36 protein-coding genes are annotated in these 19,984 nt (G+C 63.5%); 4 read left to right on the top strand and 32 right to left on the bottom strand.

Translation table 11 applies throughout. The features are described 5' to 3' along the window. Positions 1-5: 5 nt before the first annotated feature. From PMX21_RS01020 to PMX21_RS00900, 25 genes are all read right to left on the bottom strand, one after another. Positions 6-389, bottom strand: coding sequence for a P27 family phage terminase small subunit (locus PMX21_RS01020; RefSeq protein WP_117563929.1), 384 nt, complete (start codon positions 387-389; stop codon positions 6-8). Positions 390-459: 70 nt separating this feature from the next. Continuing rightward, positions 460-675 (bottom strand): hypothetical protein, encoded by a 216-nt coding sequence (locus tag PMX21_RS01015; protein WP_148332310.1) that lies wholly within the window; start codon positions 673-675, stop codon positions 460-462. A gap of 16 nt (positions 676-691) precedes the next feature. Next, entirely contained in the window at positions 692-1,240 is a 549-nt protein-coding gene (locus PMX21_RS01010; protein ID WP_148332308.1) for a hypothetical protein, read from the bottom strand. Positions 1,241-1,343: 103 nt separating this feature from the next. Continuing rightward, the gene (locus PMX21_RS01005; RefSeq protein ID WP_271757292.1) at positions 1,344-2,354 is read right to left on the bottom strand and encodes a DUF4417 domain-containing protein; all 1,011 of its coding nucleotides are present in this window, start codon (positions 2,352-2,354) and stop codon (positions 1,344-1,346) included. 155 nt (positions 2,355-2,509) lie between these two features. Next, a complete protein-coding gene (locus PMX21_RS01000) occupies positions 2,510-2,917 on the bottom strand; it encodes a hypothetical protein (RefSeq protein ID WP_271757289.1) in 408 nt (135 codons plus the stop codon). A 523-nt stretch (positions 2,918-3,440) separates the two neighbouring features. Beyond that, positions 3,441-3,893 carry a sigma factor-like helix-turn-helix DNA-binding protein gene (locus PMX21_RS00995; protein WP_158548914.1) on the bottom strand — a complete coding sequence of 151 codons (453 nt, stop codon included), beginning with the start codon at positions 3,891-3,893 and terminating at the stop codon, positions 3,441-3,443. 119 nt (positions 3,894-4,012) lie between these two features. Further along, complete coding sequence (locus PMX21_RS00990; RefSeq protein ID WP_117563934.1) at positions 4,013-4,261, bottom strand: hypothetical protein; 249 nt, start codon at positions 4,259-4,261, stop codon at positions 4,013-4,015. Between the two features lie 306 nt (positions 4,262-4,567). Further along, positions 4,568-4,783, bottom strand: coding sequence for a Lar family restriction alleviation protein (locus PMX21_RS00985; protein WP_271757282.1), 216 nt, complete (start codon positions 4,781-4,783; stop codon positions 4,568-4,570). Continuing rightward, complete coding sequence (locus PMX21_RS00980; protein WP_271757279.1) at positions 4,780-5,001, bottom strand: hypothetical protein; 222 nt, start codon at positions 4,999-5,001, stop codon at positions 4,780-4,782. Before PMX21_RS00980 ends, PMX21_RS00985 begins: the two co-directional genes overlap by 4 nt. Then, positions 5,002-5,265 (bottom strand): hypothetical protein, encoded by a 264-nt coding sequence (locus PMX21_RS00975; protein ID WP_271757276.1) that lies wholly within the window; start codon positions 5,263-5,265, stop codon positions 5,002-5,004. It abuts the gene before it with no gap. Beyond that, on the bottom strand, positions 5,262-5,444 hold the full coding sequence (locus PMX21_RS00970; protein WP_271757273.1) for a hypothetical protein: 183 nt from the start codon (positions 5,442-5,444) through the stop codon (positions 5,262-5,264). The genes PMX21_RS00975 and PMX21_RS00970 overlap by 4 nt, the downstream gene beginning before the upstream one ends. Then, positions 5,444-5,731: a hypothetical protein gene (locus tag PMX21_RS00965; protein ID WP_271757269.1), complete on the bottom strand. Its 288-nt coding sequence runs from the start codon at positions 5,729-5,731 to the stop codon at positions 5,444-5,446. The genes PMX21_RS00970 and PMX21_RS00965 overlap by 1 nt, the downstream gene beginning before the upstream one ends. A 74-nt stretch (positions 5,732-5,805) precedes the next feature. Then, entirely contained in the window at positions 5,806-6,294 is a 489-nt protein-coding gene (locus PMX21_RS00960; protein ID WP_271757267.1) for a hypothetical protein, read from the bottom strand. Further along, complete coding sequence (locus PMX21_RS00955) at positions 6,294-6,635, bottom strand: hypothetical protein (RefSeq protein WP_271757264.1); 342 nt, start codon at positions 6,633-6,635, stop codon at positions 6,294-6,296. Before PMX21_RS00955 ends, PMX21_RS00960 begins: the two co-directional genes overlap by 1 nt. Further along, positions 6,625-7,038 (bottom strand): hypothetical protein, encoded by a 414-nt coding sequence (locus PMX21_RS00950; RefSeq protein ID WP_271757263.1) that lies wholly within the window; start codon positions 7,036-7,038, stop codon positions 6,625-6,627. The genes PMX21_RS00955 and PMX21_RS00950 overlap by 11 nt, the downstream gene beginning before the upstream one ends. After that, positions 7,035-7,613 (bottom strand): WDGH domain-containing protein, encoded by a 579-nt coding sequence (locus tag PMX21_RS00945; RefSeq protein WP_271757260.1) that lies wholly within the window; start codon positions 7,611-7,613, stop codon positions 7,035-7,037. The genes PMX21_RS00950 and PMX21_RS00945 overlap by 4 nt, the downstream gene beginning before the upstream one ends. Continuing rightward, positions 7,598-7,804 (bottom strand): hypothetical protein, encoded by a 207-nt coding sequence (locus tag PMX21_RS00940; protein ID WP_271757257.1) that lies wholly within the window; start codon positions 7,802-7,804, stop codon positions 7,598-7,600. Before PMX21_RS00940 ends, PMX21_RS00945 begins: the two co-directional genes overlap by 16 nt. Continuing rightward, complete coding sequence (locus PMX21_RS00935; protein WP_271757254.1) at positions 7,801-8,124, bottom strand: hypothetical protein; 324 nt, start codon at positions 8,122-8,124, stop codon at positions 7,801-7,803. The genes PMX21_RS00940 and PMX21_RS00935 overlap by 4 nt, the downstream gene beginning before the upstream one ends. Positions 8,125-8,153: 29 nt before the next feature. Next, the gene (locus tag PMX21_RS00930) at positions 8,154-8,495 is read right to left on the bottom strand and encodes a hypothetical protein (RefSeq protein ID WP_271757252.1); all 342 of its coding nucleotides are present in this window, start codon (positions 8,493-8,495) and stop codon (positions 8,154-8,156) included. Further along, positions 8,492-9,163 carry a DUF6291 domain-containing protein gene (locus PMX21_RS00925; protein ID WP_271757249.1) on the bottom strand — a complete coding sequence of 224 codons (672 nt, stop codon included), beginning with the start codon at positions 9,161-9,163 and terminating at the stop codon, positions 8,492-8,494. Before PMX21_RS00925 ends, PMX21_RS00930 begins: the two co-directional genes overlap by 4 nt. Then, positions 9,156-10,349 (bottom strand): tyrosine-type recombinase/integrase, encoded by a 1,194-nt coding sequence (locus PMX21_RS00920; protein WP_271757246.1) that lies wholly within the window; start codon positions 10,347-10,349, stop codon positions 9,156-9,158. The genes PMX21_RS00925 and PMX21_RS00920 overlap by 8 nt, the downstream gene beginning before the upstream one ends. After that, a complete protein-coding gene (locus PMX21_RS00915) occupies positions 10,336-10,692 on the bottom strand; it encodes a hypothetical protein (RefSeq protein ID WP_271757244.1) in 357 nt (118 codons plus the stop codon). The genes PMX21_RS00920 and PMX21_RS00915 overlap by 14 nt, the downstream gene beginning before the upstream one ends. Further along, positions 10,685-11,941 carry a ParB/RepB/Spo0J family partition protein gene (locus tag PMX21_RS00910; RefSeq protein ID WP_271757241.1) on the bottom strand — a complete coding sequence of 419 codons (1,257 nt, stop codon included), beginning with the start codon at positions 11,939-11,941 and terminating at the stop codon, positions 10,685-10,687. The genes PMX21_RS00915 and PMX21_RS00910 overlap by 8 nt, the downstream gene beginning before the upstream one ends. A 10-nt stretch (positions 11,942-11,951) precedes the next feature. Further along, positions 11,952-12,110 carry a hypothetical protein gene (locus tag PMX21_RS00905; protein WP_271757237.1) on the bottom strand — a complete coding sequence of 53 codons (159 nt, stop codon included), beginning with the start codon at positions 12,108-12,110 and terminating at the stop codon, positions 11,952-11,954. Then, on the bottom strand, positions 12,085-12,345 hold the full coding sequence (locus PMX21_RS00900; protein ID WP_271757234.1) for a helix-turn-helix domain-containing protein: 261 nt from the start codon (positions 12,343-12,345) through the stop codon (positions 12,085-12,087). The genes PMX21_RS00905 and PMX21_RS00900 overlap by 26 nt, the downstream gene beginning before the upstream one ends. Before the next feature lie 263 nt (positions 12,346-12,608). On the opposite strand from PMX21_RS00900, the gene PMX21_RS00895 reads away from it, so the two are divergent. Next, positions 12,609-13,073 (top strand): hypothetical protein, encoded by a 465-nt coding sequence (locus PMX21_RS00895; protein WP_271757231.1) that lies wholly within the window; start codon positions 12,609-12,611, stop codon positions 13,071-13,073. Here the strand turns inward: PMX21_RS00895 and PMX21_RS00890 are convergent. From PMX21_RS00890 to PMX21_RS00880, 3 genes are read right to left on the bottom strand one after another with little or no spacing between them, the layout of a single operon-like run. Beyond that, positions 13,070-13,222, bottom strand: coding sequence for a hypothetical protein (locus PMX21_RS00890; protein WP_271757228.1), 153 nt, complete (start codon positions 13,220-13,222; stop codon positions 13,070-13,072). The genes PMX21_RS00895 and PMX21_RS00890 overlap by 4 nt on opposite strands. Next, entirely contained in the window at positions 13,219-13,431 is a 213-nt protein-coding gene (locus PMX21_RS00885; protein WP_271757225.1) for a hypothetical protein, read from the bottom strand. Before PMX21_RS00885 ends, PMX21_RS00890 begins: the two co-directional genes overlap by 4 nt. Before the next feature lie 14 nt (positions 13,432-13,445). Beyond that, a complete protein-coding gene (locus tag PMX21_RS00880) occupies positions 13,446-13,673 on the bottom strand; it encodes a helix-turn-helix domain-containing protein (RefSeq protein ID WP_006235491.1) in 228 nt (75 codons plus the stop codon). Between the two features lie 156 nt (positions 13,674-13,829). On the opposite strand from PMX21_RS00880, the gene PMX21_RS00875 reads away from it, so the two are divergent. From PMX21_RS00875 to PMX21_RS00865, 3 genes are all read left to right on the top strand, one after another. Continuing rightward, the gene (locus PMX21_RS00875) at positions 13,830-14,213 is read left to right on the top strand and encodes a helix-turn-helix transcriptional regulator (RefSeq protein WP_271757222.1); all 384 of its coding nucleotides are present in this window, start codon (positions 13,830-13,832) and stop codon (positions 14,211-14,213) included. 173 nt (positions 14,214-14,386) lie between these two features. Beyond that, complete coding sequence (locus PMX21_RS00870) at positions 14,387-15,328, top strand: Abi family protein (protein ID WP_271757220.1); 942 nt, start codon at positions 14,387-14,389, stop codon at positions 15,326-15,328. A gap of 184 nt (positions 15,329-15,512) precedes the next feature. After that, positions 15,513-16,673, top strand: coding sequence for a site-specific integrase (locus PMX21_RS00865; RefSeq protein ID WP_271757217.1), 1,161 nt, complete (start codon positions 15,513-15,515; stop codon positions 16,671-16,673). Between the two features lie 90 nt (positions 16,674-16,763). On the opposite strand, the gene PMX21_RS00860 is transcribed toward PMX21_RS00865, so the two are convergent. The 4 genes from PMX21_RS00860 to PMX21_RS00845 form a co-directional block, all read right to left on the bottom strand. Then, positions 16,764-17,423 (bottom strand): GDSL-type esterase/lipase family protein, encoded by a 660-nt coding sequence (locus tag PMX21_RS00860; RefSeq protein WP_271757215.1) that lies wholly within the window; start codon positions 17,421-17,423, stop codon positions 16,764-16,766. An 80-nt stretch (positions 17,424-17,503) separates the two neighbouring features. Beyond that, positions 17,504-18,655, bottom strand: coding sequence for a TIGR02452 family protein (locus PMX21_RS00855; RefSeq protein ID WP_271757212.1), 1,152 nt, complete (start codon positions 18,653-18,655; stop codon positions 17,504-17,506). A 137-nt stretch (positions 18,656-18,792) separates the two neighbouring features. Next, positions 18,793-19,488, bottom strand: coding sequence for a Bax inhibitor-1 family protein (locus tag PMX21_RS00850; protein ID WP_055286094.1), 696 nt, complete (start codon positions 19,486-19,488; stop codon positions 18,793-18,795). Positions 19,489-19,572: 84 nt separating this feature from the next. After that, the gene (locus tag PMX21_RS00845; RefSeq protein ID WP_006234236.1) at positions 19,573-19,911 is read right to left on the bottom strand and encodes a hypothetical protein; all 339 of its coding nucleotides are present in this window, start codon (positions 19,909-19,911) and stop codon (positions 19,573-19,575) included. Positions 19,912-19,984: the final 73 nt, after the last annotated feature.

Raw genomic sequence — 19,984 nt, 5'->3', positions numbered from 1 at the left:
CGACCCTATACCGCGGCTCTTGCCTTCCGCGCCTCGTGGCGTTCGGCGATCGAGAAGAGCTTGGTCTGGACGTTCCGGACATCTGGCGCCCCCTCGTGGCCGTCGGTTATGCCGAGTTGCTTGTTGAGCTGCCTGATCTCCGCCGAAGCGGTCTTCAGGGTCGCTATCTGCGGGAATGACTTCAGGTCTCCCATGTCGTTCTGGTAGGCGGTCTGCTCGCCGAAACTGTCGAGCTCGTCCTGGGCGAGCTCGACGATCTTGTACCACTGGCAAAGCAGCGCGAGCGTCGGCGCGTCGGCCTGGGTGAACGAGCGGCCGGCGGTGAGCTCGTCCCACTTGGCGCTCTTCACGGGATCGCCGGCGACCGCGGCGGGCTTCTCGAGGGGCATCCGCCACCTCCAATCGGCATAAAAAAGCCGCCCCTTGGGACGGCTCTTATAAATCCTGAATACCCGCGGCCTATCTGAACTGCGAGAGCATATCAGCGAAGGGGCTCAGTTCGCTCGGTTCGTAGATGATGTTGCCACCGTCTTCGGTGCGGTAATTTCCAGGCGGGAGGTACCTGCCGTTGGGAAGCAGGCAGAGGTTTCCACGCCACTTGACGCCCTTGGGCATCATCGCCGTGCCGAATTCATCCTCGTCAAACTCGAAATCGTAGTCAACGTCATATGCCATCTGGCATCAACCCCCATCACGCATAGGTGCCGGTCTTCTGGGTAACAAGAAGCCCGCTTTTCTTCGGTTGCTTCTCATAGCTGATCTCAATGCCTATTTTAGCAAACTCCGAGGTGTAGGCCTTGTTCACTGCTCTCCACATCGCGATTTCGCTCTGATATTTCCTCCCCCTGACCGTAGCATCGGCTCGCTTTACGGCAGACCTGACGGCCTTGCCACTCACGCTTTTCGTCACGAGCGCGGAATAGGTCCCCTCGTTCGACGTCGCGACGATCCTCTTGACGCGTCCTCCGCTCATGTTGTAGGCCGAGGCGATGTATTCCAGGTCGCCGCCGGAAAGCGGGCCTCCCCATTTGCGGCCGTCCGAGCCGCCATGAGGATGGTTATGGATAATCGTCGAGACGCCCTTTTCATGGGCGACGGAGGACAGCGGCGCGACTCTGGTCGACCCTTCCTTTCCGGTCGACCCCAGCGCATGGACATATCCCGCGTCATCGATATAGGCCGAGTGCTCGTACCTATTGTCCATCAGCTGCTCGCGAAAGCGGTCTATGGCAGACTCCACCGTCGTTCCTCCCGCAGTGCCCTTGTTCAGAGATGCGACCGCGTAGGCCGACAGAATCGATCCGTCCTTGGCCGAACGATTGCCGGAGTAAGAATATGAGCCCCTACCTCCCACGGAAACCGCCTCCCTTGTATTCGACGACCTCGCAGCCGCCGAAATCGAAACCTATGTCGCCGCCGTAGAGCAGCACGCGCGCGGGATCCAGGCGGCTCATGGCCTCCGCCATGCCCTCGCGCCAGACGGCCAGGGCGCCCTCGTCCCCCTTCACGCCGACGGTCGACACGGCGACGGTCGAGCGGCGCGGGACGCCGTCGAACGCGAAGCGAAAGCTCCGGCGCTGCGCCCACGAGATGGTTGGGACTACACGGAGGCCCTGCTCCTGCCACCAGTGGCCGAGCGCCTGGGAGCGGTAGCGGTTCCACCGCTGCATGGCGTCGGGCATGTCGAGGTAGAGCGAGAAGTCGGGAGTGAGGACGCAGTCGAAGCCGCGCAGGCACTCGAGGTAGGCCGCGGGGCGGGCCCACACGCGCTCGAACTGGTAGTCGTCGATGAAGAAGTGGCAGCAGCGGCCCGCCTTGTCGGCCTCGGGCGTGCTCTTGGCGTAGTTGAACCCGATCATGTCCGCCGGCCTGGCCATGCACCGCTTCATGCGAGGCATGCCGTCTCGGCCGCAGTCGGATCGGCTGACGAGGCGCAGGTTGTACGCGTCGTCCGTCCTCAGGCGCTCGTGGCCGTAGTCGAGCCGCTTGCTCTTGAAGTCCAGCCCGAACCTCGACATGTCGAAGTCCTTGAGGCTGCGGACCTCCTCGCGCAGCATCGACTTGTTCCACGTGGCCACCTCGCCGGTCTTGTTGTCGGCGATGCGGAAGGCCTTGATCTGCTCGTCCGTCAGGTCGTCGCAGTACTCGATCTTGGAGTCGGGAATCTCGTCCCACCCCAGGCTCCTGCACGCCTCGACGCGCGTGTGCCCCCATACAATAACCGGGCGCTCGCGGCTCTCCAGGCCGATGGTCCCGCGCAGCCCGAACTCCTTGATGGAGTCGGCGACCACGGGGACGGCGGAGGCGTTGTGGCGCGCGTTTCGCTCATATGGGACGATATCGTGTATCTTCACGTACACACCCGCCTAGTTTTTCTCGGTTTAGCTGCGGTTTTGGCTTGACTTCCGTAAAAAAGCGTATTCGGGGGTATTGCGGCCCTGGCGCGGGTTGGTGGCCTGTCACCATCCAGCAAAAGACCCCCGTGGGGTCGAGCGCCGAGGCACATCCCCTACCACGAGGTCGTTGCCCGAGGCTGTTTGTCGGGCACGGACGGGGGGCCAATAACCGAAGCGCGATCGTCCTTGAGCGCCTTGCACAGCGCGACGAACGTCTCGGGCGAGTTCCAGGCGGCGCGACGCGCGGCGAGCGCGGACCGGACGGCCGAGACCTCGGCGACGCTGCGGGCGCGGCGCCAGTTGTTGCAGCAGCGGTGCGCGGCGGCGACGTTGTCGCGGTCGAAGGGCGATCCGCCGCGGCTGACCGGGACGAGCTCGTCGCACTCGAAGGCCCGGGGGTCGCCCGCAGGCACCCCGTAGTCTATGGGTAGCCCACATATCCAGCAGGGCCTGCCCTGCGATCGCAGCCACCGCACGACATGGCGGCGGCGGGCGCCGTTGGCCTTGCGCGGATTGCCCATCCCCTACCACTCCACCGGGAAGCGCCCTCGGTTGGACATGCACGCTTCGATGCCCCCGTAGCGCAACGCCTCCAGGCGCACGCTCCCGGCACCCCCCGGTCGGCGGCGGGGCGCCGCCGTGACCCCCAGGGCGCGGCGGAACGCCCACGCCATGACCGTGTCGTGGCGGCGGGCGGATCGCACAATGTACTCTCGGCTGACCACGGGCATCATCCCCTATTGAATTGAACGTAATAGAAAGGCCGGAGTCCCTGAACTGCTGAAGGGAACCCCGGCCACTCATCTGTGCTTCCACGCACATCCGACCCGCAAGCCGCGCGGGCGGCGCTGCGAATCGACACCCTAGTTATATCCCAGAAGAAACCTGCAACGGTCTGCAATTGTGTGCAATCGTCTGCAACTATCTGCAATTGTCTGCAGAAGTGTGCAATCGTCTGCAATTGCATGCAGTCCCATAAAGACAGAAGGCCCCGACCGCACATGGCGATCGGGGCCGACATGCTGACGCGAACCAGCCATCCAACTATATTGCCGCACGGCCCACACCAGCCCTTGCGGTGGCGATGCCCACCATATCGACCCAGTCCAGGGCCGATGACATATCTGAATGGACCGACCTCACCGACACCCCCAGCGTCCCCGCGATCTCCTGCAGCGTGCGGTCCTCGCAGTAGCGCAGCTCCAGCACGTCGCCCCAGCGCTTGCCCGGGTTGGCCGAGCGCACGCCCGCGCAGAGCTCGCGGCCCCGCTCCACCTCATGCCGCAGCTCCGACAGCTCCGCGCCGCTGCGGCGCTCATAGTCGATCCTGTCATCCGTCGAGCGCATGAAGTCCGTGCCGTGCGCGCCCTTGCCCACGGCGTCGTAGCGCTGGGCGCGCACCTGCTCGCGCGCCTGCATCGACTGGATGACCGCCAGCCTGCGGTCGATGCCGCGCTGGGCGGCCCGTACAGTCTCCAAATATTCCCGTGCATCCATGTGACCTCCCGCGTGGTACCATGCTCTACGCCACATAGAGGATGCCGGGAGGCGTCTTTGCCAAAGGCCGCCGGCGCTCCAACGCCAGCGGCCTTAATTATATATCTACCTGCGAAAACTCAATATCTCATCGCGACCTCGCGCCGCATGGCCATGATCTCGTCGTGCACCGCGCCCGAGCCTGCCAAATAGCGGTCAACCCTGTCGAGCTTCGGCTTGGCGCCCTTGCGGCGGGCCTCCTTCACGCGGCGCAGGTCGTGCTCGCGCCGGCACGCCTCCGAGCAGTACTTGGCGTGGGGCGCCTTCGGGATGAAGACCCTCCCGCAGACCGCGCAGTTCCTCTCCTGCACGTCCCACATCACGGTCATCTCGTCGACCTCCTGCACCTGCGTGCGCGGCGCGCCTCGATGCTCTTGCGCACGCGGCGGTTCTCGGCGAGCATCCGCCGCAGCTTCTCGAAAACTCTCATCGGTTAGCCTTCCTCGACCTCTTGAGAGCGCGGGCCCGGTCGCGCTCCAGCGCCCGCGCCCTCCGCTCCGTCTCCCCGATCTGCGCCGCCGTCACGTGTGGCGCGTCGGAATGGCCGTGCACGAGCGCCCGGCGGGCGGGACCCGACACCAGATCGGGCACCGTACGCCAGGCGGTCGCGCGGTACAGCTCCACCGCCGAGCGAATCACCGGCTGTTCCAGCTGTACGCAAGCATGGCCACTGCCTGGCGGAACGGCGGCAGGTCCATGCTTCCCCACGCGACGCTGTTCGACATCCCGCAGGCGGGGCACGTCACGCTCATCACGTTGGGCTTTGTCAGGGAACGCTCGCGCACGTCCCCCACCTTGGGCTCGGCCCCGCACCTGGGACACGCCTTGAACTCGACATCGTTAAAAATCATGCCCTCTCACCCTCCAGAAACCAAGGCACCAGCCTACCGACCATGGCGACGGTCTCCAGCGTAGTCATCGCGAATGCGAGGTCATGGCAGAAGCAGAGGACCTCCTCGTCATCGACCTTGTCCGCCTCCTTGCCCTCAATGGCGTTCAGAACGCCGCGCGCGTCCTCGGTGATCTCATTGAGCAGATACGCTTTCAAATCCTTATAGCTCTCGTTCACTTAAAGCTCCTTTCCGCAGAACGGGCAGTACTTGATGTCCTCGATGTAGGCGGTCGCCGTCACGTCGGCGCCGACGGTCTCTCCGCACGAGCCGTTGACTGAGACGTCGAGCTCCACGCTGGTATCCAGCTCGACCCTGACGATTGGCTCGCCGTCGTATCGGCGCGTCAGGGCCATGGAACCCACAGACCAGCTTCGGACGTCTCGGCCAGGCGCAGAGTGGATGGAGGCGATACGTGAGCCACCGCAGAAATAGCAACTCATTCGCCCTCACCTACCAGCCTGCTTAAAAGACGCTCCATGCTCTCATCGCATATTTCGAGCGTGGCCACCTCACCAGCCCAGACCTTTCTGCCTGCGACGTTGACGAATGAGATCTTGTCCATGTCGACGATGTACCTGTAGCCATCGTCGTCGTATAGCTCAATGAAATCTCGGCTCATTAAAGCTCGCCCCCATTCCAGCCGTCGGGCATGTCCTCGATACGGCGTTTCGTCCTATACGTGCGCACGGTGGCAATCTCGAGCTCGAACGTGCGCTTGCACTCAGGGCACTCAACCTCTTCATCGTCCTCGTCGTAATACCACGGGTCATCGATGGAACTCTCGCAGTAGGGACAGATCAGGCGTTCCTCAGCGCACTGTTCGTTCTCCCATTCCCTCTCGATACGGGCCTTCCTTAGGCACTCGTCACATACCGAGTATCCCGACTCGCCGAGAATGCCAGCCATCGGATGCGAGTACTCCCTATAGTTCGGAGTCGGCTTCCCGCACCAAGAGCAGGTGTACATCTTTGGCGCTTCACTCACTTCTCGCTCCTATCCTTCGCACCATCACCCTTACATAGACGTTCAACACGGTTCCAGATGTCGCTAGTCATCGTGAGGGTGCAGGTGTCGGCAAATCCAACGAGCTTGCACTTCCCGTCCTTGTCCTCATGTCCATGACACAGGCCCCTGGCAACGTTGTAAGCACAGTATGGACGCCCGCTGCGCGCGCCTTGCTGAACGGCCTCATAGAGGTCCTTCAGCACCCTCTCGTAGCTGTCGGGACGAAGGAGGTAGTAGCTGTCGACGTACACTTCCATGCCCTGGTCGGCGATATAAACGTCCGCAGTCCACCGCTTAGACCAGGTCGAGAACCTGTACGACTCCACTTTTATGACGTACCCGTCCTCGTCGTATAGAACCTCGGTGTCAAGCGGGACGCGGTTCCCCTCCTTATCGACGGGGCCCAACGGCACCAATTCCCAGTCTGGCGTCATGGAGTTATCGACTATGAAATGTTCCCCCATCACTCGTCACCACCCTTCTCGGCCTTGACCTCCGCCAGCCCGAGCTGCTCGCACACGACGCTCTCCTCGTCCCACATCCACGAGTACATCTCGAAGACCTCTTCCGAGTCGTCGATTACGACCTTCCACGGGTCGACCTCCTGCAGCCGCCCGTCTCTGCGCATGACGACCGCCACCGGCCTGCGGGTCGGCCCCGCGACCTCGTCGCTCGCGGAGATGCGGCGGTCGAGGCACGTGAACGTCCTGTCGAACAGCCCGACCAGCAGGGCCTTCTCGTAGCCCGTCCTCGAGCGCAGGCCGAAGTCCTGTACGAAGCACGGCGTCAGGTCCCTAGTCAGCATCGCCCTCACCCCTCAGCTTGCGGATGCGGGATGCAATGTCCTTGAAAGCGGGTTGATCGCAGCTGGAGTAACGGTCCGCCTCGCATGAGGAGCAATCGCACATGTCCTTCCGGAAGTAGAAGCAGGGCGAGTACTCGGAATGGTTCGCCCCTTCATTCAAATCCTCCAGCAGCTTCCCCCAGCTGTCGGGCGGCGTGAGATACAGCTCGTTTACGGGGAGCATCCCCTCCTCGCCTCTTGCATCCGGACTGAGCACTTTCCAATTCGACCAATGGCCATAGACGCGGCGCCTAAAGGTGAAGCTCGTGATATTCACCTCTTTGCCGTTCGCGTCATACAGCACCTCGGTGTCCAGAGGAATCTCGCGACCCTCATGGTCCTTGGGAAGAGGGACTTCCATCATTTCTCGCTCCCTTCCTCCTTGACCTCCGCCTGCAGGAGGTCCCGCAGGGTGCCGATGCGTTCGATGGCGTCGCCGGGCGTGTGGCCGTCCCACTCGGGCGCGCGGTCGAGCACCTCGCACGGGAACATGTCCCAGTAAGGCTCGACGTCGTAGTGGTAGGTGGCGGGGCCGGCGGGCGTGTCGATGCCCACGATGAACATGCCGTCGTACATCGTCCCGTCATGGTGGTGGAGCGACTTCCACGAGCTCCCGCGGAACATGGCCACGATCACCGAAAACAGGACCGCCCGGTGGTGGTAGAGCTCGTCGAACGTGTGGTACCCGTCCGACGTCGCGCCTGTGACGGGCACGGGCCTGATGAACTCGACAAGCTCACTCACCTCATCCAGGTTGATAACCAACCAGTCGGAGGCACTGATGTGCGGATGCAACCCGAGGCAGCACAGGACATCCTCGGCCTCAACGGCGACGGCGGCATGCGGCGGTGCATAGGGCCTTTCCACGATCTTGAGTTTGCTGTAGGCCCTCTCGACCTCTTCGAACCACTCGTTCCTATCCTTCACTTCGTACTCCATTCCTTCACGATCTCCTTCTCCTCCGCGACCATGATCAGCGCCTTGTTGAGGCATCGCCTCGCTTGGCGCAGCTCCTCGCAGATGTCGCACCCCTGTCGCAGCCTGTCGCACTCCCTGAGCGACCTCTTCGCGTCCTCGAGCCTGCCGACGGCAAGGTCTATCCAGTCGGCGGGGCCGCACCTGTAGCTCATCGGGACTCACCCCTCACGCCGAAGATGTCGGCCAGGATGTCGCCCGGCGTGGCCATGAACGGCTCGGTGCTCACGGGGTCGTACTGCACCTCGAGGTAGTTCGGGTAGCCGATGGTCACGCCCGTGGGCTCGCGCCCCGGCAGGCACTGGTAGCCCCAGGCCACGCTCACCCTGTGCTCGTCGAGGACGGTCTCGGTGCGCTCCACGCGCAGCCTGTAGCCGCCCACCCTCTGCGTGTCGTACGTGTCGTCGGCCCAGGGAATCCGGTGCCGGTCGAGGGCGTCCCGGTAGGCCCTCATCACCGCTGAGATCTCGGTCAAAACCTTCTCACTCTCCTATCTCAAAAGAATTAGGTGTTCTTTGCGCCGGGGACTTCCCCGACGGCGTCGTTTCCGCCCTCTAGCGGCGGGAACCCCATCGCCTGCTGGCCCAGCTGCCCGGCCGCCGTTGGCACACCTTTGGCATACCTCCAGCTCGGTTCCTTGCCGCGCGCGAGCTTGGCGATGTCCTCGTACAGGTCGGCCTTCTGCTTTCGGCTAGCACGCGCCGCGGCGAGCTTCTGTTTCTTGGCCAGCAGAACGGCCTCCCTGCTCGACATGACGTTCGCCATGTAGATGCGCGTTATGTCGAGCGGGCGGCCGTGGGCGGGATCGGCCTTCTCGTTCCTGAGCATCTCCATGAGGGTGATCATGACGCCTCCGCTATCTGGCGCTCGAGCTCGGCTATGAGCTCGTCATCGGTCTTCACGGGCTGCCACACGGCGGCACGCTCCACCTCCTGCGAGGTCTGTCCGCCCCGTGCCTTGCGATCGGCATCGAAGCCGACCTGCTTGCGGCTCCAGTTGCGGGCGAGCGCCCACACGTCGGTCACGGGCAGTCCGCTCGGCAGCGTCCACCCCTGCGCGGCGTAGTGGTCGAAGAACTGGCGGGCGTCGCCCCGGAGGCAGTTAGCGGCGAAGTACGCCTCCACGTCCTCGGCCGACGGGGGCTCGAAGTCATCGGGTGCTTGGCGGGCCGCGCTATAGCCCGCTAGGGCTATCTCCTTCTCCTTCTCTTTCTGTTGGCTACCCCCTCGCCCACTGGGTCGGCTACCCCCTTGGACACCCCCTTGGCTACCCCCTTGGGTAGCAGCAATGCCGCCTGCCTTGGCAGCCCTCGCCTTCCCCCCGAGGCTGCCGTTGACCATGGCGTCGATGCGGCCCCTTGCGAAGGTGAACGCCGCCATGGTCGTCGGCTTCAGCTTGGGCTCGACGCCCTCGTAGCCGTAGCGCAGCATCGCCCACGCGAGCGCCATGCCCTCCCTGTCGCCCAGGGTGCGACAGCCCTCGTAGAAGTCCCTGTTGAAGTTGAAGTTATTCATCCGTATCACCTCCGCAGATCGAATCGGTAAAGGCCGCGGCGGCGGCCTGGTCTCGGCCCGGCATGACCGAGCCGTAGGTGCCGAGCGTCGTCTTGACGTCGGCATGCCCCAGGCGCTCCTGCACCGTGCGCATGTCGAAGCCGTGCATGAGCAGCCAGGTGGCATGGGTGTGCCTCAGGGAGTGGAAGACCGTCTCCTCGGGCAGCCCCAGGTCCCTCGCGAGCGACTTGAAGCGGCTCGTCACGGTGGACGGGCGCGCAAGAGCACCTGCCGGCCCGAAGGTCACCATCAGCGCCGCCGGGCCCTTGTGCGCGAGCCACGTGTCCTGCCACTCCAGGTGGCGCTGCAGCTGGGCCTCCACCGCCGGGGCGAGCGACACGTTGCGCACGTGCCTGCCCTTGGTGTAGGCCTGCCGATGCAGCTCGGGCTTCTCCACCGCCTGCCCCACCACGTGGAGGTCGTGCAGCGCCCGGCGCCAGTCTCGGCGCTGCAGCCCGCAAACCTCCCCGCAGCGCAGCCCCGTGTTGAGGGCGAGGTAGGCCGCCATGGCCTCGGTGCGCCGCGAGATGTTGGCACCCGAGGCGGAGCGCGAGGACATGGCAGACACCAGTGCGCGGGACAGCTCGTCGGTATCGCACTCGGAAAGCGCGAAGGGCTCGACGGGGTCGGGCGAGGGCGCGGGGACGTCGAGCATGATGTCTCGGCCCAGCGCTGGGCGCCACGAGCGGTAGGCGCCCTTCAGCAGCGCGTGCATCTTGAGCAGCGTCTTGGGCGATAGTCCCTTCCCCGTCCTTGGGGCGAGCAGCAGGCGGTAAGCCGCCGACACGTCCCAAGGCTCCAGCTGGTCGTAGGGCAGCCGCCCGATGGTCGGCTCCACCATCGTCCTGACCACACTGCGGTACGTGGCCACGGAGTTGTCGGATAGGCCGTTGACGGGGTCGGAGATGTACGTCTCGAGCATCGAGGACAGGCGCTTGGAGCTGTCCCGGGCCGACGACGGGTCGAACGTAGCCGCCCACCTGTCGCACTCGGCCTGGGCCTGCTCGCGCGTCAGCTCCGCGTCCCACGACCTGTACGGCCTGATCCGCCTGCCGGTCACGCGGTCGGCGCCCATGTAGGGGCGGGCGAACCAGCGCCCGTCCGCCCCGCGCTGCACGACCGCCCGGCGCTCGCTAGAAGTCGGCATCGACGCCCAGCTTCGCCGCCATGTCGCGGATCTCCCTGCGCGCGTCCAGGTCGAGGGTCTGGACGCTGTCGGCGTGCACGTGGGGGTCGGCACCGAGCACGGCGAGGAGCATGAACTTGCGAGCGATATCGTCCGGCGCGCCCGTCTGGCGGAAGGCCTCGTAGAGCGTGTCGGCGCACGCGGAGGTGAGCATAAGTAGGTCGACAAGTCCGCCCGAGCCCACGAAGCACGCGTTGCCGGTGCCGTCGCCGTTGCCGATCGAGACCGTCGCACAGCGGCATTCGAACGAGCGGACCTCGCCGCACGCCTCGACCGTCACCCTGACCTTCTTCTCGCTACTCATCCTTCTCCTCCTCCTTGGCGCTCGCTTGAACCCTCTCCATGAGCCACACGTCCTCCTCGCCGGGCTCGAAGCCCGCGGAGCAGAAGATGTCATAGTGGTCGAGCCACGCCTCCGCGTCGTCGCCGCCCCAGCGGTTGTTGAGCTGGGCCATGTCCTTGGCCGCCGCCATGAGCCAGCAGCCGGCCTCGTACTCGTTGGGCTTGCACGCCTTGAGGTTGCGGGCGAACTCGTCGCGTACGGCACCGAAGCGTCCTTCGTTCTCAACGTTGCTGTCGCCGCCCATCGCCACTAGCAGCGCGGGCGGGTCCTCGCGGCCCACGCGCACCTCCATCATGAGGTCCTTGGACATGGCAAAGGCGCCGGACGCCACGAAGCCGATCAGGCTCCTGTACAGTTCCTCGAGCGCCGCCTTCTCGCGCGCGGCCTCCTGCTCGGCCCGGATCTCCTCCTCGGTCTTCTCGGGCTCGGCGCCCGAGCCGGCATTCGGCCCGTAGAGGTCCCAGTAGCTGCCCTTCCACACGGCAACGGTGCCGGCGGGGAACTCCTGCCCCTCGAGTTTCTGGGCGGCGAGGCCGACATGGACCCAGTCCGTGTAGATGAACCCTTCAGGCTGTTCCTTCACGACCGGGATGCCCGCATCGCCGAAGGCGTCGTAGTCCTCGGCCTTGGCCTCCTCGCGCTCGACGCGGCGGCGGATGCTGTCGGCCTTGCCCGCCCAACCGTCACCGGCGGCCAGCACGGCCTCGACGTCCTTCTCGTCGTCGAAGGCGCTCGCGGCCTCGAGCTGCTCCAGCGTCACCTGCACGCCGGCATCGATGCGACCGCGCAGTTTGCGCGCAGCCCGGATCTGCCCGGCGGTGGCTCGGCTCGCGCGCTCGATGCGCTGCTCGTCGATGCCCAGCACGAGCATCTGCTGCACGCCGCGTGCGCGCTCGGCCTCGGTCAGCTGGCGCTTGTCGTCGGTGGCGAGCATGGCCACGAGCTCGTTGGCCTCGTCCATGCTCTCCGCCACCAGCGCGGAGACCTCGCGGTCCTCCCCGTAGATGGACGACAGCGCTCGGTAGCGGCGCTCGCCGTCGACGATACGGAACACGTTTCCGTCCTCCACGACCACGGGCGGGTTCAGCGGCTCGCCGCCGGTCGCCTCGATGCTGCGGGCCAGGGCGCCGATGTCGCCGAAGTCCTCGCGCGGGTTCTGCCCACTCGGGCGGATGTCGCCCAGGCGCACGGCCCTCTTCTCAAACTGCATGTCATTCCTCCTAGTAGTACATCCCGCTCGGGGCGGTCCTCTCGATGGCGCCGCCGACGGCGATGAGCGCGATGAGCGCCACGGCGCACACAACGCTCTGCGTCCGCTCGGACAACGTTCCCCACCAGGCCGACACCCGGTCGCTAAGCAGCAAAAGAATCTCGCTCATGGGTTCCCTCCTCGATCCACTCGTCGACCCACTCGGGGCGCACCAGGTAGCCGCGGCAGCGGCCGTCGGGCAGGCAGTAGGTGAGCCTGCGCGCGTTGCATTCGTCTCGAAGGGTGTTGTAGGGCACCCCCAGCACGCGCGACACCTCGTCGAGCGTGTACAGCAGCTTGCGCGGCAACTTGAGCTCGGCCGCAAGTGCTCGGAACGTCTGGGGGTTCTTACTGGTATCATCCATGGATGACCTCCTTTCAGGTCGGCCTCCCGCGTACGGTCCTAACGCTGCGGGAGGCTCTTTTTTTGGGTCGGGCCTACGCGGACCCTCCCCCGACACGGCACCGGCTGGAACGCCCGGCGGATGGTTATCGGAGCCCGCCGGGACCGGTGCCGCCTCGGGGAAAGATCTCAGCGGCGCATGAGGCCGAGTCCGACCCCGAACAGGAACGCGAAGAAGAGTGCGAGAATGAAACCCATGGGAACCTCCTTGGAAGGGAATCGAAGATGAACAAGACGCTCAAAGCCGCGAAGGAGAACATCGACCTGCTTGTCACCATCGCCGGAGCGGTCGGGTTCGGCTCGGTCGCCGCGATGGCCGAGGACGTGCGCGTGATGGTCTCCGAGCACCCGGCCTCGTGCCTCCTCCTGACCGGTGCCGCCGCCATGCTCGGGTACGCGACCGCGCGCATCGTCTCCGCGAGGAGCGCCTGGGCAAGGCGCAGGAGGATGGACGACCGCCTCTCCGCCGTATTCCTCGGCATGTCGAGGAGGCGGAAGGAGCTGGTGTCCCGTGCGCTCGACGAGGGCTCCGTCAGCCTCTCCCCGCTCGATGCCGACGCCCTCGCGCTGTGCGAGCTCGGCATCTTCGGCACGCCGCCGGTCGGCTCGATGCTCACCGCGACCGACTTCTCCATCAGGCCCGCGGTGGTCAGGGCGATCGCCGGGCACCGATCCGAGTGGCTCGCCTAGCGCTCGCAGAGCGACCAAAGCGCCCATGCCGCGATGAACGGCACGGCGGCCGAGAAGCAGCCACGCGCCAGGCCGTAGGCGCCCTGTGTGGCGCACATCCAGCCGGCGGCGTCCATCACGACGGCCGAGGCGAGCAGTGCCCGGGTCATTCGCGGTCCCCAGACGAGCTGTCCCCGCTGCGGGACGTCGTATCGGACGCGATAAGGTCGGCCCCGATCTCCACGACGTCCCCGAGCGAATCCAGGATCTCGCGGGCGGCGTCGATGTGGTCGGCGGCCTTGTCGAGCCTCTCCTGCAGCTCGTCCACGCCCTTCAGCTTCACGCCGAGCGTAAGCTCGCCCATCTTCTTGCCTTCCATCTCTTCCCCCATCCCTATGCGGCCTCGTCCGTGTTCCAGCCCATCAGGTCGTTGGGCGTGCAGCCCAGCGCCTGGGCGATGGCATACGCCTTGTCGACGCCCGGAACCATCGAGCCGTTCTCGTATCCGATGATTGAAGATGCCGAGAGCCCCGCCTTGTTGGCCAGCTGCTCCTGAGACATATCGGCGCGAGCACGGGCAGCGCGCAGGTTCGCGCCAAACTCGTCCTTCGAAAACTTCATCTCTTCCTCCTTCTGAAATAGGGAACTTCTTTCCTGTGCAAATCAGAGTATAGGTAATATTTTCCCTATTGCAATAGCAAACTAGGGCTTTTCTTGCCTTTTCTTTTGTGTATCTATAGAATCCTCGGTAAATGCTTCCCTATATTGGAGGTGACGATGAACCTAAAACTTAAGCAGGCTAGGAAAGAAAACGGATATTCACAGGCCGATCTAGCAGACGCGTTGAACGTTGACATCAAAACGGTAGGCAACTGGGAACGAGGGAAGACCCTTCCCGATATTGAGCAGCTCTGGAAGTGTGCAAAGGTTCTGCACACCGACCCCAACGACCTGCTCGGCTGGTACGAGGAACATCCCGAGGACAAGCCGACGGCGCCGACGGGCGCGGAGGGCGAGCTGATCGCCTGCTACCGAAAGAGCACCAAGAAGAGGCGCTCGAAGATCCTGGAGACGGCACGCGACCAGGCCGAGCTGTCCCAAAATCAACCTGCAGCGCCTGAAATCGAAGGGCTGGAAGCGGATCAAGTAAGGTCCGCGTAGGGACCATCCGTGACCCCGGACCGGACGGAATTATCTAGCAACGATTGACCCGGGGCCGACAAATCGTTAAAGTACAGGACAGCGGTATTGACGCGGGGATCCTACGGGACCCGCGTCCTGCGGAAAGGCGGCTGTCCATCAGGACGGCCGCCTTTCTTCATTTAGGAGCACAAATGGGAGCAAAACCATTTCTGACCATTCAGGAGCAGGTAGACCTGCTCCACGCGCGAGGGATGAAAGTCGACGAGAAGACCCCCGAGGTCCTTATGCGCGAGGGCTACTACTCCATCGTCAATGGATACAAGGACCCCTTCATCGACGCCGAGCGAACCGCCCAAGCGGGAGAGGACCGCTATGTCGAGGGTTCCAAGTTTTCAGACCTCTGCGCTCTCTATACGTTCGACCGCGAGCTGAGATCGCTGACGTTCAGATATCTCATTCTCGCCGAGGCGAAGGTTAAGACTGCCGTCGCCTATACGTTTTCCGAAGCGCACAGGTCCCCGAACGACTACCTCCTTCAGTCAAGTTTCTGCAGCGAACAAGAATTTGTGCCGACATCGGACGGAACGGAATATGCGAAGGAGGTCTCGGGGCTCACGGGGATACTCGGGAGACGGGCGGAGAAGAGCGATTCGGGCTTCGTGAGCCACTATCGGGATACCTATGGGTCCGTCCCGCTCTGGGTGCTCGTTAACGACTTGACATTCGGCAACATCGAGCACTTCTTCAACCTCATGAAACCGGCGGAGCAGAGGGGCGTGTGCAAGATGATTGTCGCCTCGACCGGCAGAACCGGATCGAAGCGCCTGGGATACTTCGACGAGAAGAAGGCGATAGTGTCGATCGAGACGCTCGTTAAGTTCCGAAACGTCTGCGCCCACGATGAGCGGCTCTATTGCGCCCGGGTCGGCGGCAGGAAAAGCGTCAACTACATAAAGATGGTGTGGATGCTCGAGCGCTACCTCACGCCCGCAGAGTTCTCGTCGTTCATTCGCGATCTCACAACGCTGCTCACGAGATACGTGAAGGCATACGCGATTAAGCACGTCTTGAAGGAGATAGGCTTTGTCGAGTTGCTCAAGCGAGTTGAAGACGGGACGCTCTTTGAGGCCTAGGCACGACAGGGTTTTTTAGGATTTTCCGGAAAAACCAAAGCGGGCACCCAGCTGTCAAAGAATCTTTGACAGCTCCAGACAAAAAGAAACCCCACCGCGCACGGCTGGAACCTTGGCGCGGCGGGGTGACAACAAGGATGCCGGAGTAATACGGAGATAGCTCCGGGCAACCTAGGGACATTATATGACACGCAAGCAGAGGCGCCGCGCGTGGGGCTCAATCACCGAGGTCAAGCGTGGCAAGAAATACATCCTCCGATGGCAGGAGAACACGCCGTGCGGACGCAAACGTAAAACCAAGACGGTATACGGCACCTACCGCGAGGCGTGCACCGAACTCGACCGCATCCACGTCGAGCGCGCCGATGACAAGCCGGTGCCGACCATCGCCCAGGCATACGGCACATGGCTCGAGCCGACCATGGCGGCACAGGTCGCGGCGGGCACGCTCGCGCCGAACACCCGCAGCCTCGTCATAAGGTCATGGGCGAACTACGTCGGCCCCACATGGGGCACGATGCCGGTCGACCAGTTGCGCCCCGTGCATCTGCAGGAATGGCTACTGACCCTGCCTGCAGCAACGGCGGACACTGCCCTACTCACCCTGCGCAAGATATACGGAACCGTGTCGGGCTTCGTCGTGTTGCCCATCGATCCATTTGCCGCCACCGTGAAATACACCATGCCCACGCGCAAAACGCGCGAGCGCTCCAAGCGCCTGTACACGCTCGCCGAGGCAAAGGACATCCTGGGGCGCCTGCACGGGACTTCGCTCGAGGCGCCGTTCATCATGGCGTGCTTCGGATCGTGCCGCTCGGGCGAATCGCTAGGCATCCGCACCGACGAGGTTCTGCCGTTCGCGACAGGATCAACAACGCTCGCGACGGTCGACCTCGTGCGCCAGATGGAGCAAGCGGGCATCGAGCCAACGGCGGACGGTGTGCTCAAGACACGGAAGTCCATACGCACGGTCGTGGTGCTGCCGGATGCCGCCGGGCGCCTGCTCGAAATTGCAGGCGAGCGCCGCGTGGCAGGCTCCGAGTGGCTAGCAGATCGCGGGGACGGACTGCCCATGAACCGAGGGATGTGCAATCATAGATGGAAGAAGTGGTGCGCAGCCGAGGGCATCGAGCACATCCCATGGTCGAACCTCCGCAACTCGTGGCGAACCATCTGCGAGATGGAGCTGCACATGCCCTGGGACCTCATGGAAATGCTCATGGGGCACTCCCTGCCTGGCGTGTCGGGGCGGCATTATATTCGCCCCTCCCGTGAGCAGGTGGCGCGTTCCGTTTGCGACGCACTTGGGATAAATTGGGATATTTCCAAACAAACCCGCAGGTAAAACGGGCGCGGTTAATAGTGGCAGTATTAAGATTCGCAGCCCAAGCCGCCGCAAAGGCGCCCGCCCCCTTTGCGGTGGCTTGGGGTCGCGCTACTCTCCGAGCATCTCTTTGAGCTTGGCTGCCACGGCGTGACCCAGGCTCTCATGGCTTTCGGGCATCATATGCAGATAGTCGTTATCGCCCGGCTCGGCAAACTCCGCTGCATTCAAGAAGTCGCAGCCAAACTGCTCGGCTACGTGCGCATAGTACTCGCCAAAATGCTCCGAGGCTTCTACGGAATGCTCGTCAAAATCGGTCATATATACGTCGGCGATCTGCGGCTTAATCTTGATAGGCGCCATCAGCAGAATGCGCGGACAAGGCGCAGCGTCGGTCCACGGAAACGCGCGGACGGCGCGAATCAGCGCCATGGCGCCACGGGCGATATCGGCAGCCGTCACGTTAAAGACCGTCTTGCAGTCGTTGGTGCCCAGCATGATCACAATGGCGTCCAGCGGCTTATGGGCCTCGAGTAGCATCGGCAGCGCGCGGATGCCGTTAAGATTGGTGTCCAGATGGCACATGTCGTCGCGTACCGTCGTGCGGCCGTTGAGGCCTTCTTCAATTACATGCCAGCCCTCGCCTAAGTCACGTTGGGCCACGCCGCACCAGCGCACATCCCGCGCATAGCGCACCGCGGTGCCGTCGCGCATGCCCGCCGGATCGTAACCATAGGTGTTGCTGTCGCCAAAGCATAGAACGTTTTTCATCGCAAGCCCCTCGCTCAGTAAAAAGCCGACGGGAGCAGCCCCCCCCCCGCCGGCTCGACCCATCTGTCAGCACGTACCGATTACAGGTACTTGCGCCAATCGTCCTCGTCCTCATCATCCTCGGTAGCAGCCTGGGCCTGCTCGGCGGCGCGAGCTGCCGCAGCGCGAGCGGCAACCTGGGCATAGGACTCCTCGTTGCGCTCGGGGAAGTTTGCCAGCACGTGCTCGAACTTGGCAAAATCCTCATCCCAGCGCGTAGAAGGCACGGCAAAGAAGACTTGCTTGACCTTAAAGTCGCCCGACGCGAGCTCCTTGCGGAAGAGCTCGGCCACGGTCTCTGCGTCAAAGCCGTTGTTGTCGCAGCCCCAAGCGCCCAGTACGAGCTTCTCGCGACCCAGCTCGTCGCAGATGGCAAGCACGAAGCGAATGCGGTCGCGCAGGGCACCCAGCAGAGCATCGTCGCTCACGCGATACTCCTGGCGGGCGCGCTTAACGTTGGGCGCGGCGGCCACGATCACGTCGGCGTATGCATGCACGTGGTTGCGGTCGAAGCGCACCGCAGGCACCACCAGCGCACGGTTTCGGTAAAGCTCGCAGTTGATGTTGCGGCGACGGTTCTCGCCGTACCATTTGCGCTGCTTATCGAGAACGTTGTACAGATACGAATCGGCGCACAGTGTGGCCTCCTGGCCCAGATAACCCTGAATATAGCCACCGCCCGGGTTGGTGAACGAGGCAAAGGCGAGCACGGCCATGTCGCAGAACTGCGCATAGCCACGACCGTTGTCCAAGATGGCCTGCGTGGCGGAGGCATCGAGCACGGTGACCTCAGGCAGGGACGCAGCAGGCTCCTCAGCAGGCGCGGACTCAGCTTCGCCGATTTCCTCGGCAGGCTCCTCGACGGGCTCAGGCGCTGCCTCGGTCTCGGGCGCTGCCTCGGTCTCGAGCGCTGCCTCGGTCTCGGCTGTCTCCGCGCCCTCGACGTCCTCGGCAACCTGTTCTTCGGCGGCCACAGCACTCTGAACCTTGGCCTTCATCGCCGCGACAAAGCCGGCAGGCATACCGTCAAACTCGCGAACACCGGCAAGCGAACGCTCGATATCCTTGGCGCACGCTTCGGACACAGTTGACACGTGACGCTCGGCGGCCTTGGCACGGGCCTCGCGCTTGGGATTGGGCTGACCCGCTCGGTTGGACCTGCGGTTACGGTTCCTGTTGTCGACGTCTGCCATACGTGGCCACCTTTCCTGTCGCTGCCGCTATCGGCTTTTCCCATCCATGATACCCCGCCACGTACAAAAAAGACGGCCCCGAAGGACCGCCTTTCGCATCGATTTGCCCGCACGGCAAGCACCGCCGCAATTCGCCACTAGTCGCGACGGCCAAGGATGTTCAGGATGCGCAGGAACACGTTGATAATGTCCACGAACAGATTGGACGCCATGAGCACGGCGTTGGGCAGTGTAGGCGGCACCGTCGTGGCAACATAGGTGTCGTAGCCAATAAAGCCGGCGAACACCACGATCACGATCAGATCGGTGATGGTCTGCGAGACGCCCATGAACATCAGCACGATCTCAACCAGAATAGTGGCGAGCAGAATGCCAAAACCGATGCCATATACGCGCTGGAAAAACTTGGGGAACGTCACGCCCAAGGCGCCAAAGACAAAGGTGATGGCGGCCGTGGCGATAAAGGCAGTGTTGATGGTGGGCAGGTCGTAGTTGGCAAGGCCAAACGACGCGGTCAGGCCAAAGGTACTCGCAAAGATTACGTAGCCCACAAGGGACAGGCCCACGGACTGCTTGCTGGCGGCGGCCGACATCATGACCATGCCGACGATGGTCAAAATAAACGAGCCAAAGACCAGCGGCAAGGCGGCGCCGCTCATCATCATGCGCGCAAACGACATGGTGCTCGTAAAGTAGGCGCCGGCGCCCATGGCGCAAAAGCCCAAGAAGATCAGGGCAGACATGGCGAGATTGTACGCGCGCGGCGACATCTCCTTGGCGCGGCTTGCGCCGCTCTCGACGGGGCCGTTCTGATAGCCCTGGATATCGTTCATAGGTTCGTCCTTTCAAAAAGTGCCGTGAAAGACGGCGCAGCAGGTGACAAGATTCCTGTCATTGTACCCGAATGCCGTACGTCCTTACCCACGGCGCTCGCCCTCGAGCGTACGGTCGAATGCCCACACCCACCAACGCATCAGATGGGCCTGCGAACCATCTGGTCGTTCGCGCGTCTGGTCCTCCAGATACAACTCGGTCGCGTGCCCGCCAAAACGCACCTTATAGGTTGCCGTACGGATGCCGTGAACCGTCAGGCCAAACCCAGTGGTCGAGACAATCTCGTCAATCGTAAAGCAACGACCGTCGACCCAGCAGACGGTGACCGGCACGACCTGTCCGCCCGCGAGGATGCGAGCCACGACGTCCACATACTGCTTGTGCACGCGCCGAGTTTTGCCATCTGTCTGTCGATATTCCATGCCTCCTATTATCGAACGCATGTTTGCATGTTGTAAAGCGAACAGACTGTGGTTTTGGAGTGTCGTAGTAATC

Source organism: Collinsella aerofaciens, from assembly GCF_028209885.1.
Lineage (GTDB): Bacteria > Actinomycetota > Coriobacteriia > Coriobacteriales > Coriobacteriaceae > Collinsella > Collinsella aerofaciens_BA.
This window is presented reverse-complemented; position numbering and strand designations above follow the sequence as displayed.

Excerpts from the sequence above, each read along its gene's own strand:
- PMX21_RS01020 (WP_117563929.1), bottom strand. The coding sequence starts at position 389 with ATGCCCCTCGAGAAGCCCGCCGCGGTCGCCGGCGATCCCGTGAAGAGC.
- PMX21_RS01015 (WP_148332310.1), bottom strand. The coding sequence starts at position 675 with ATGGCATATGACGTTGACTACGATTTCGAGTTTGACGAGGATGAATTC.
- PMX21_RS01000 (WP_271757289.1), bottom strand. The coding sequence starts at position 2,917 with ATGGGCAATCCGCGCAAGGCCAACGGCGCCCGCCGCCGCCATGTCGTG.
- PMX21_RS00995 (WP_158548914.1), bottom strand. The coding sequence starts at position 3,893 with ATGGATGCACGGGAATATTTGGAGACTGTACGGGCCGCCCAGCGCGGC.
- PMX21_RS00990 (WP_117563934.1), bottom strand. The coding sequence starts at position 4,261 with ATGACCGTGATGTGGGACGTGCAGGAGAGGAACTGCGCGGTCTGCGGG.
- PMX21_RS00985 (WP_271757282.1), bottom strand. The coding sequence starts at position 4,783 with ATGATTTTTAACGATGTCGAGTTCAAGGCGTGTCCCAGGTGCGGGGCC.
- PMX21_RS00975 (WP_271757276.1), bottom strand. The coding sequence starts at position 5,265 with ATGAGTTGCTATTTCTGCGGTGGCTCACGTATCGCCTCCATCCACTCT.
- PMX21_RS00970 (WP_271757273.1), bottom strand. The coding sequence starts at position 5,444 with ATGAGCCGAGATTTCATTGAGCTATACGACGACGATGGCTACAGGTAC.
- PMX21_RS00965 (WP_271757269.1), bottom strand. The coding sequence starts at position 5,731 with ATGGCTGGCATTCTCGGCGAGTCGGGATACTCGGTATGTGACGAGTGC.
- PMX21_RS00960 (WP_271757267.1), bottom strand. The coding sequence starts at position 6,294 with ATGGGGGAACATTTCATAGTCGATAACTCCATGACGCCAGACTGGGAA.
- PMX21_RS00955 (WP_271757264.1), bottom strand. The coding sequence starts at position 6,635 with ATGCTGACTAGGGACCTGACGCCGTGCTTCGTACAGGACTTCGGCCTG.
- PMX21_RS00950 (WP_271757263.1), bottom strand. The coding sequence starts at position 7,038 with ATGATGGAAGTCCCTCTTCCCAAGGACCATGAGGGTCGCGAGATTCCT.
- PMX21_RS00945 (WP_271757260.1), bottom strand. The coding sequence starts at position 7,613 with ATGGAGTACGAAGTGAAGGATAGGAACGAGTGGTTCGAAGAGGTCGAG.
- PMX21_RS00940 (WP_271757257.1), bottom strand. The coding sequence starts at position 7,804 with ATGAGCTACAGGTGCGGCCCCGCCGACTGGATAGACCTTGCCGTCGGC.
- PMX21_RS00930 (WP_271757252.1), bottom strand. The coding sequence starts at position 8,495 with ATGATCACCCTCATGGAGATGCTCAGGAACGAGAAGGCCGATCCCGCC.
- PMX21_RS00925 (WP_271757249.1), bottom strand. The coding sequence starts at position 9,163 with ATGAATAACTTCAACTTCAACAGGGACTTCTACGAGGGCTGTCGCACC.
- PMX21_RS00920 (WP_271757246.1), bottom strand. The coding sequence starts at position 10,349 with ATGCCGACTTCTAGCGAGCGCCGGGCGGTCGTGCAGCGCGGGGCGGAC.
- PMX21_RS00915 (WP_271757244.1), bottom strand. The coding sequence starts at position 10,692 with ATGAGTAGCGAGAAGAAGGTCAGGGTGACGGTCGAGGCGTGCGGCGAG.
- PMX21_RS00910 (WP_271757241.1), bottom strand. The coding sequence starts at position 11,941 with ATGCAGTTTGAGAAGAGGGCCGTGCGCCTGGGCGACATCCGCCCGAGT.
- PMX21_RS00905 (WP_271757237.1), bottom strand. The coding sequence starts at position 12,110 with ATGAGCGAGATTCTTTTGCTGCTTAGCGACCGGGTGTCGGCCTGGTGG.
- PMX21_RS00900 (WP_271757234.1), bottom strand. The coding sequence starts at position 12,345 with ATGGATGATACCAGTAAGAACCCCCAGACGTTCCGAGCACTTGCGGCC.
- PMX21_RS00895 (WP_271757231.1), top strand. The coding sequence starts at position 12,609 with ATGAACAAGACGCTCAAAGCCGCGAAGGAGAACATCGACCTGCTTGTC.
- PMX21_RS00890 (WP_271757228.1), bottom strand. The coding sequence starts at position 13,222 with ATGACCCGGGCACTGCTCGCCTCGGCCGTCGTGATGGACGCCGCCGGC.
- PMX21_RS00885 (WP_271757225.1), bottom strand. The coding sequence starts at position 13,431 with ATGGAAGGCAAGAAGATGGGCGAGCTTACGCTCGGCGTGAAGCTGAAG.
- PMX21_RS00880 (WP_006235491.1), bottom strand. The coding sequence starts at position 13,673 with ATGAAGTTTTCGAAGGACGAGTTTGGCGCGAACCTGCGCGCTGCCCGT.
- PMX21_RS00875 (WP_271757222.1), top strand. The coding sequence starts at position 13,830 with ATGAACCTAAAACTTAAGCAGGCTAGGAAAGAAAACGGATATTCACAG.
- PMX21_RS00870 (WP_271757220.1), top strand. The coding sequence starts at position 14,387 with ATGGGAGCAAAACCATTTCTGACCATTCAGGAGCAGGTAGACCTGCTC.
- PMX21_RS00865 (WP_271757217.1), top strand. The coding sequence starts at position 15,513 with ATGACACGCAAGCAGAGGCGCCGCGCGTGGGGCTCAATCACCGAGGTC.
- PMX21_RS00860 (WP_271757215.1), bottom strand. The coding sequence starts at position 17,423 with ATGAAAAACGTTCTATGCTTTGGCGACAGCAACACCTATGGTTACGAT.
- PMX21_RS00855 (WP_271757212.1), bottom strand. The coding sequence starts at position 18,655 with ATGGCAGACGTCGACAACAGGAACCGTAACCGCAGGTCCAACCGAGCG.
- PMX21_RS00850 (WP_055286094.1), bottom strand. The coding sequence starts at position 19,488 with ATGAACGATATCCAGGGCTATCAGAACGGCCCCGTCGAGAGCGGCGCA.
- PMX21_RS00845 (WP_006234236.1), bottom strand. The coding sequence starts at position 19,911 with ATGGAATATCGACAGACAGATGGCAAAACTCGGCGCGTGCACAAGCAG.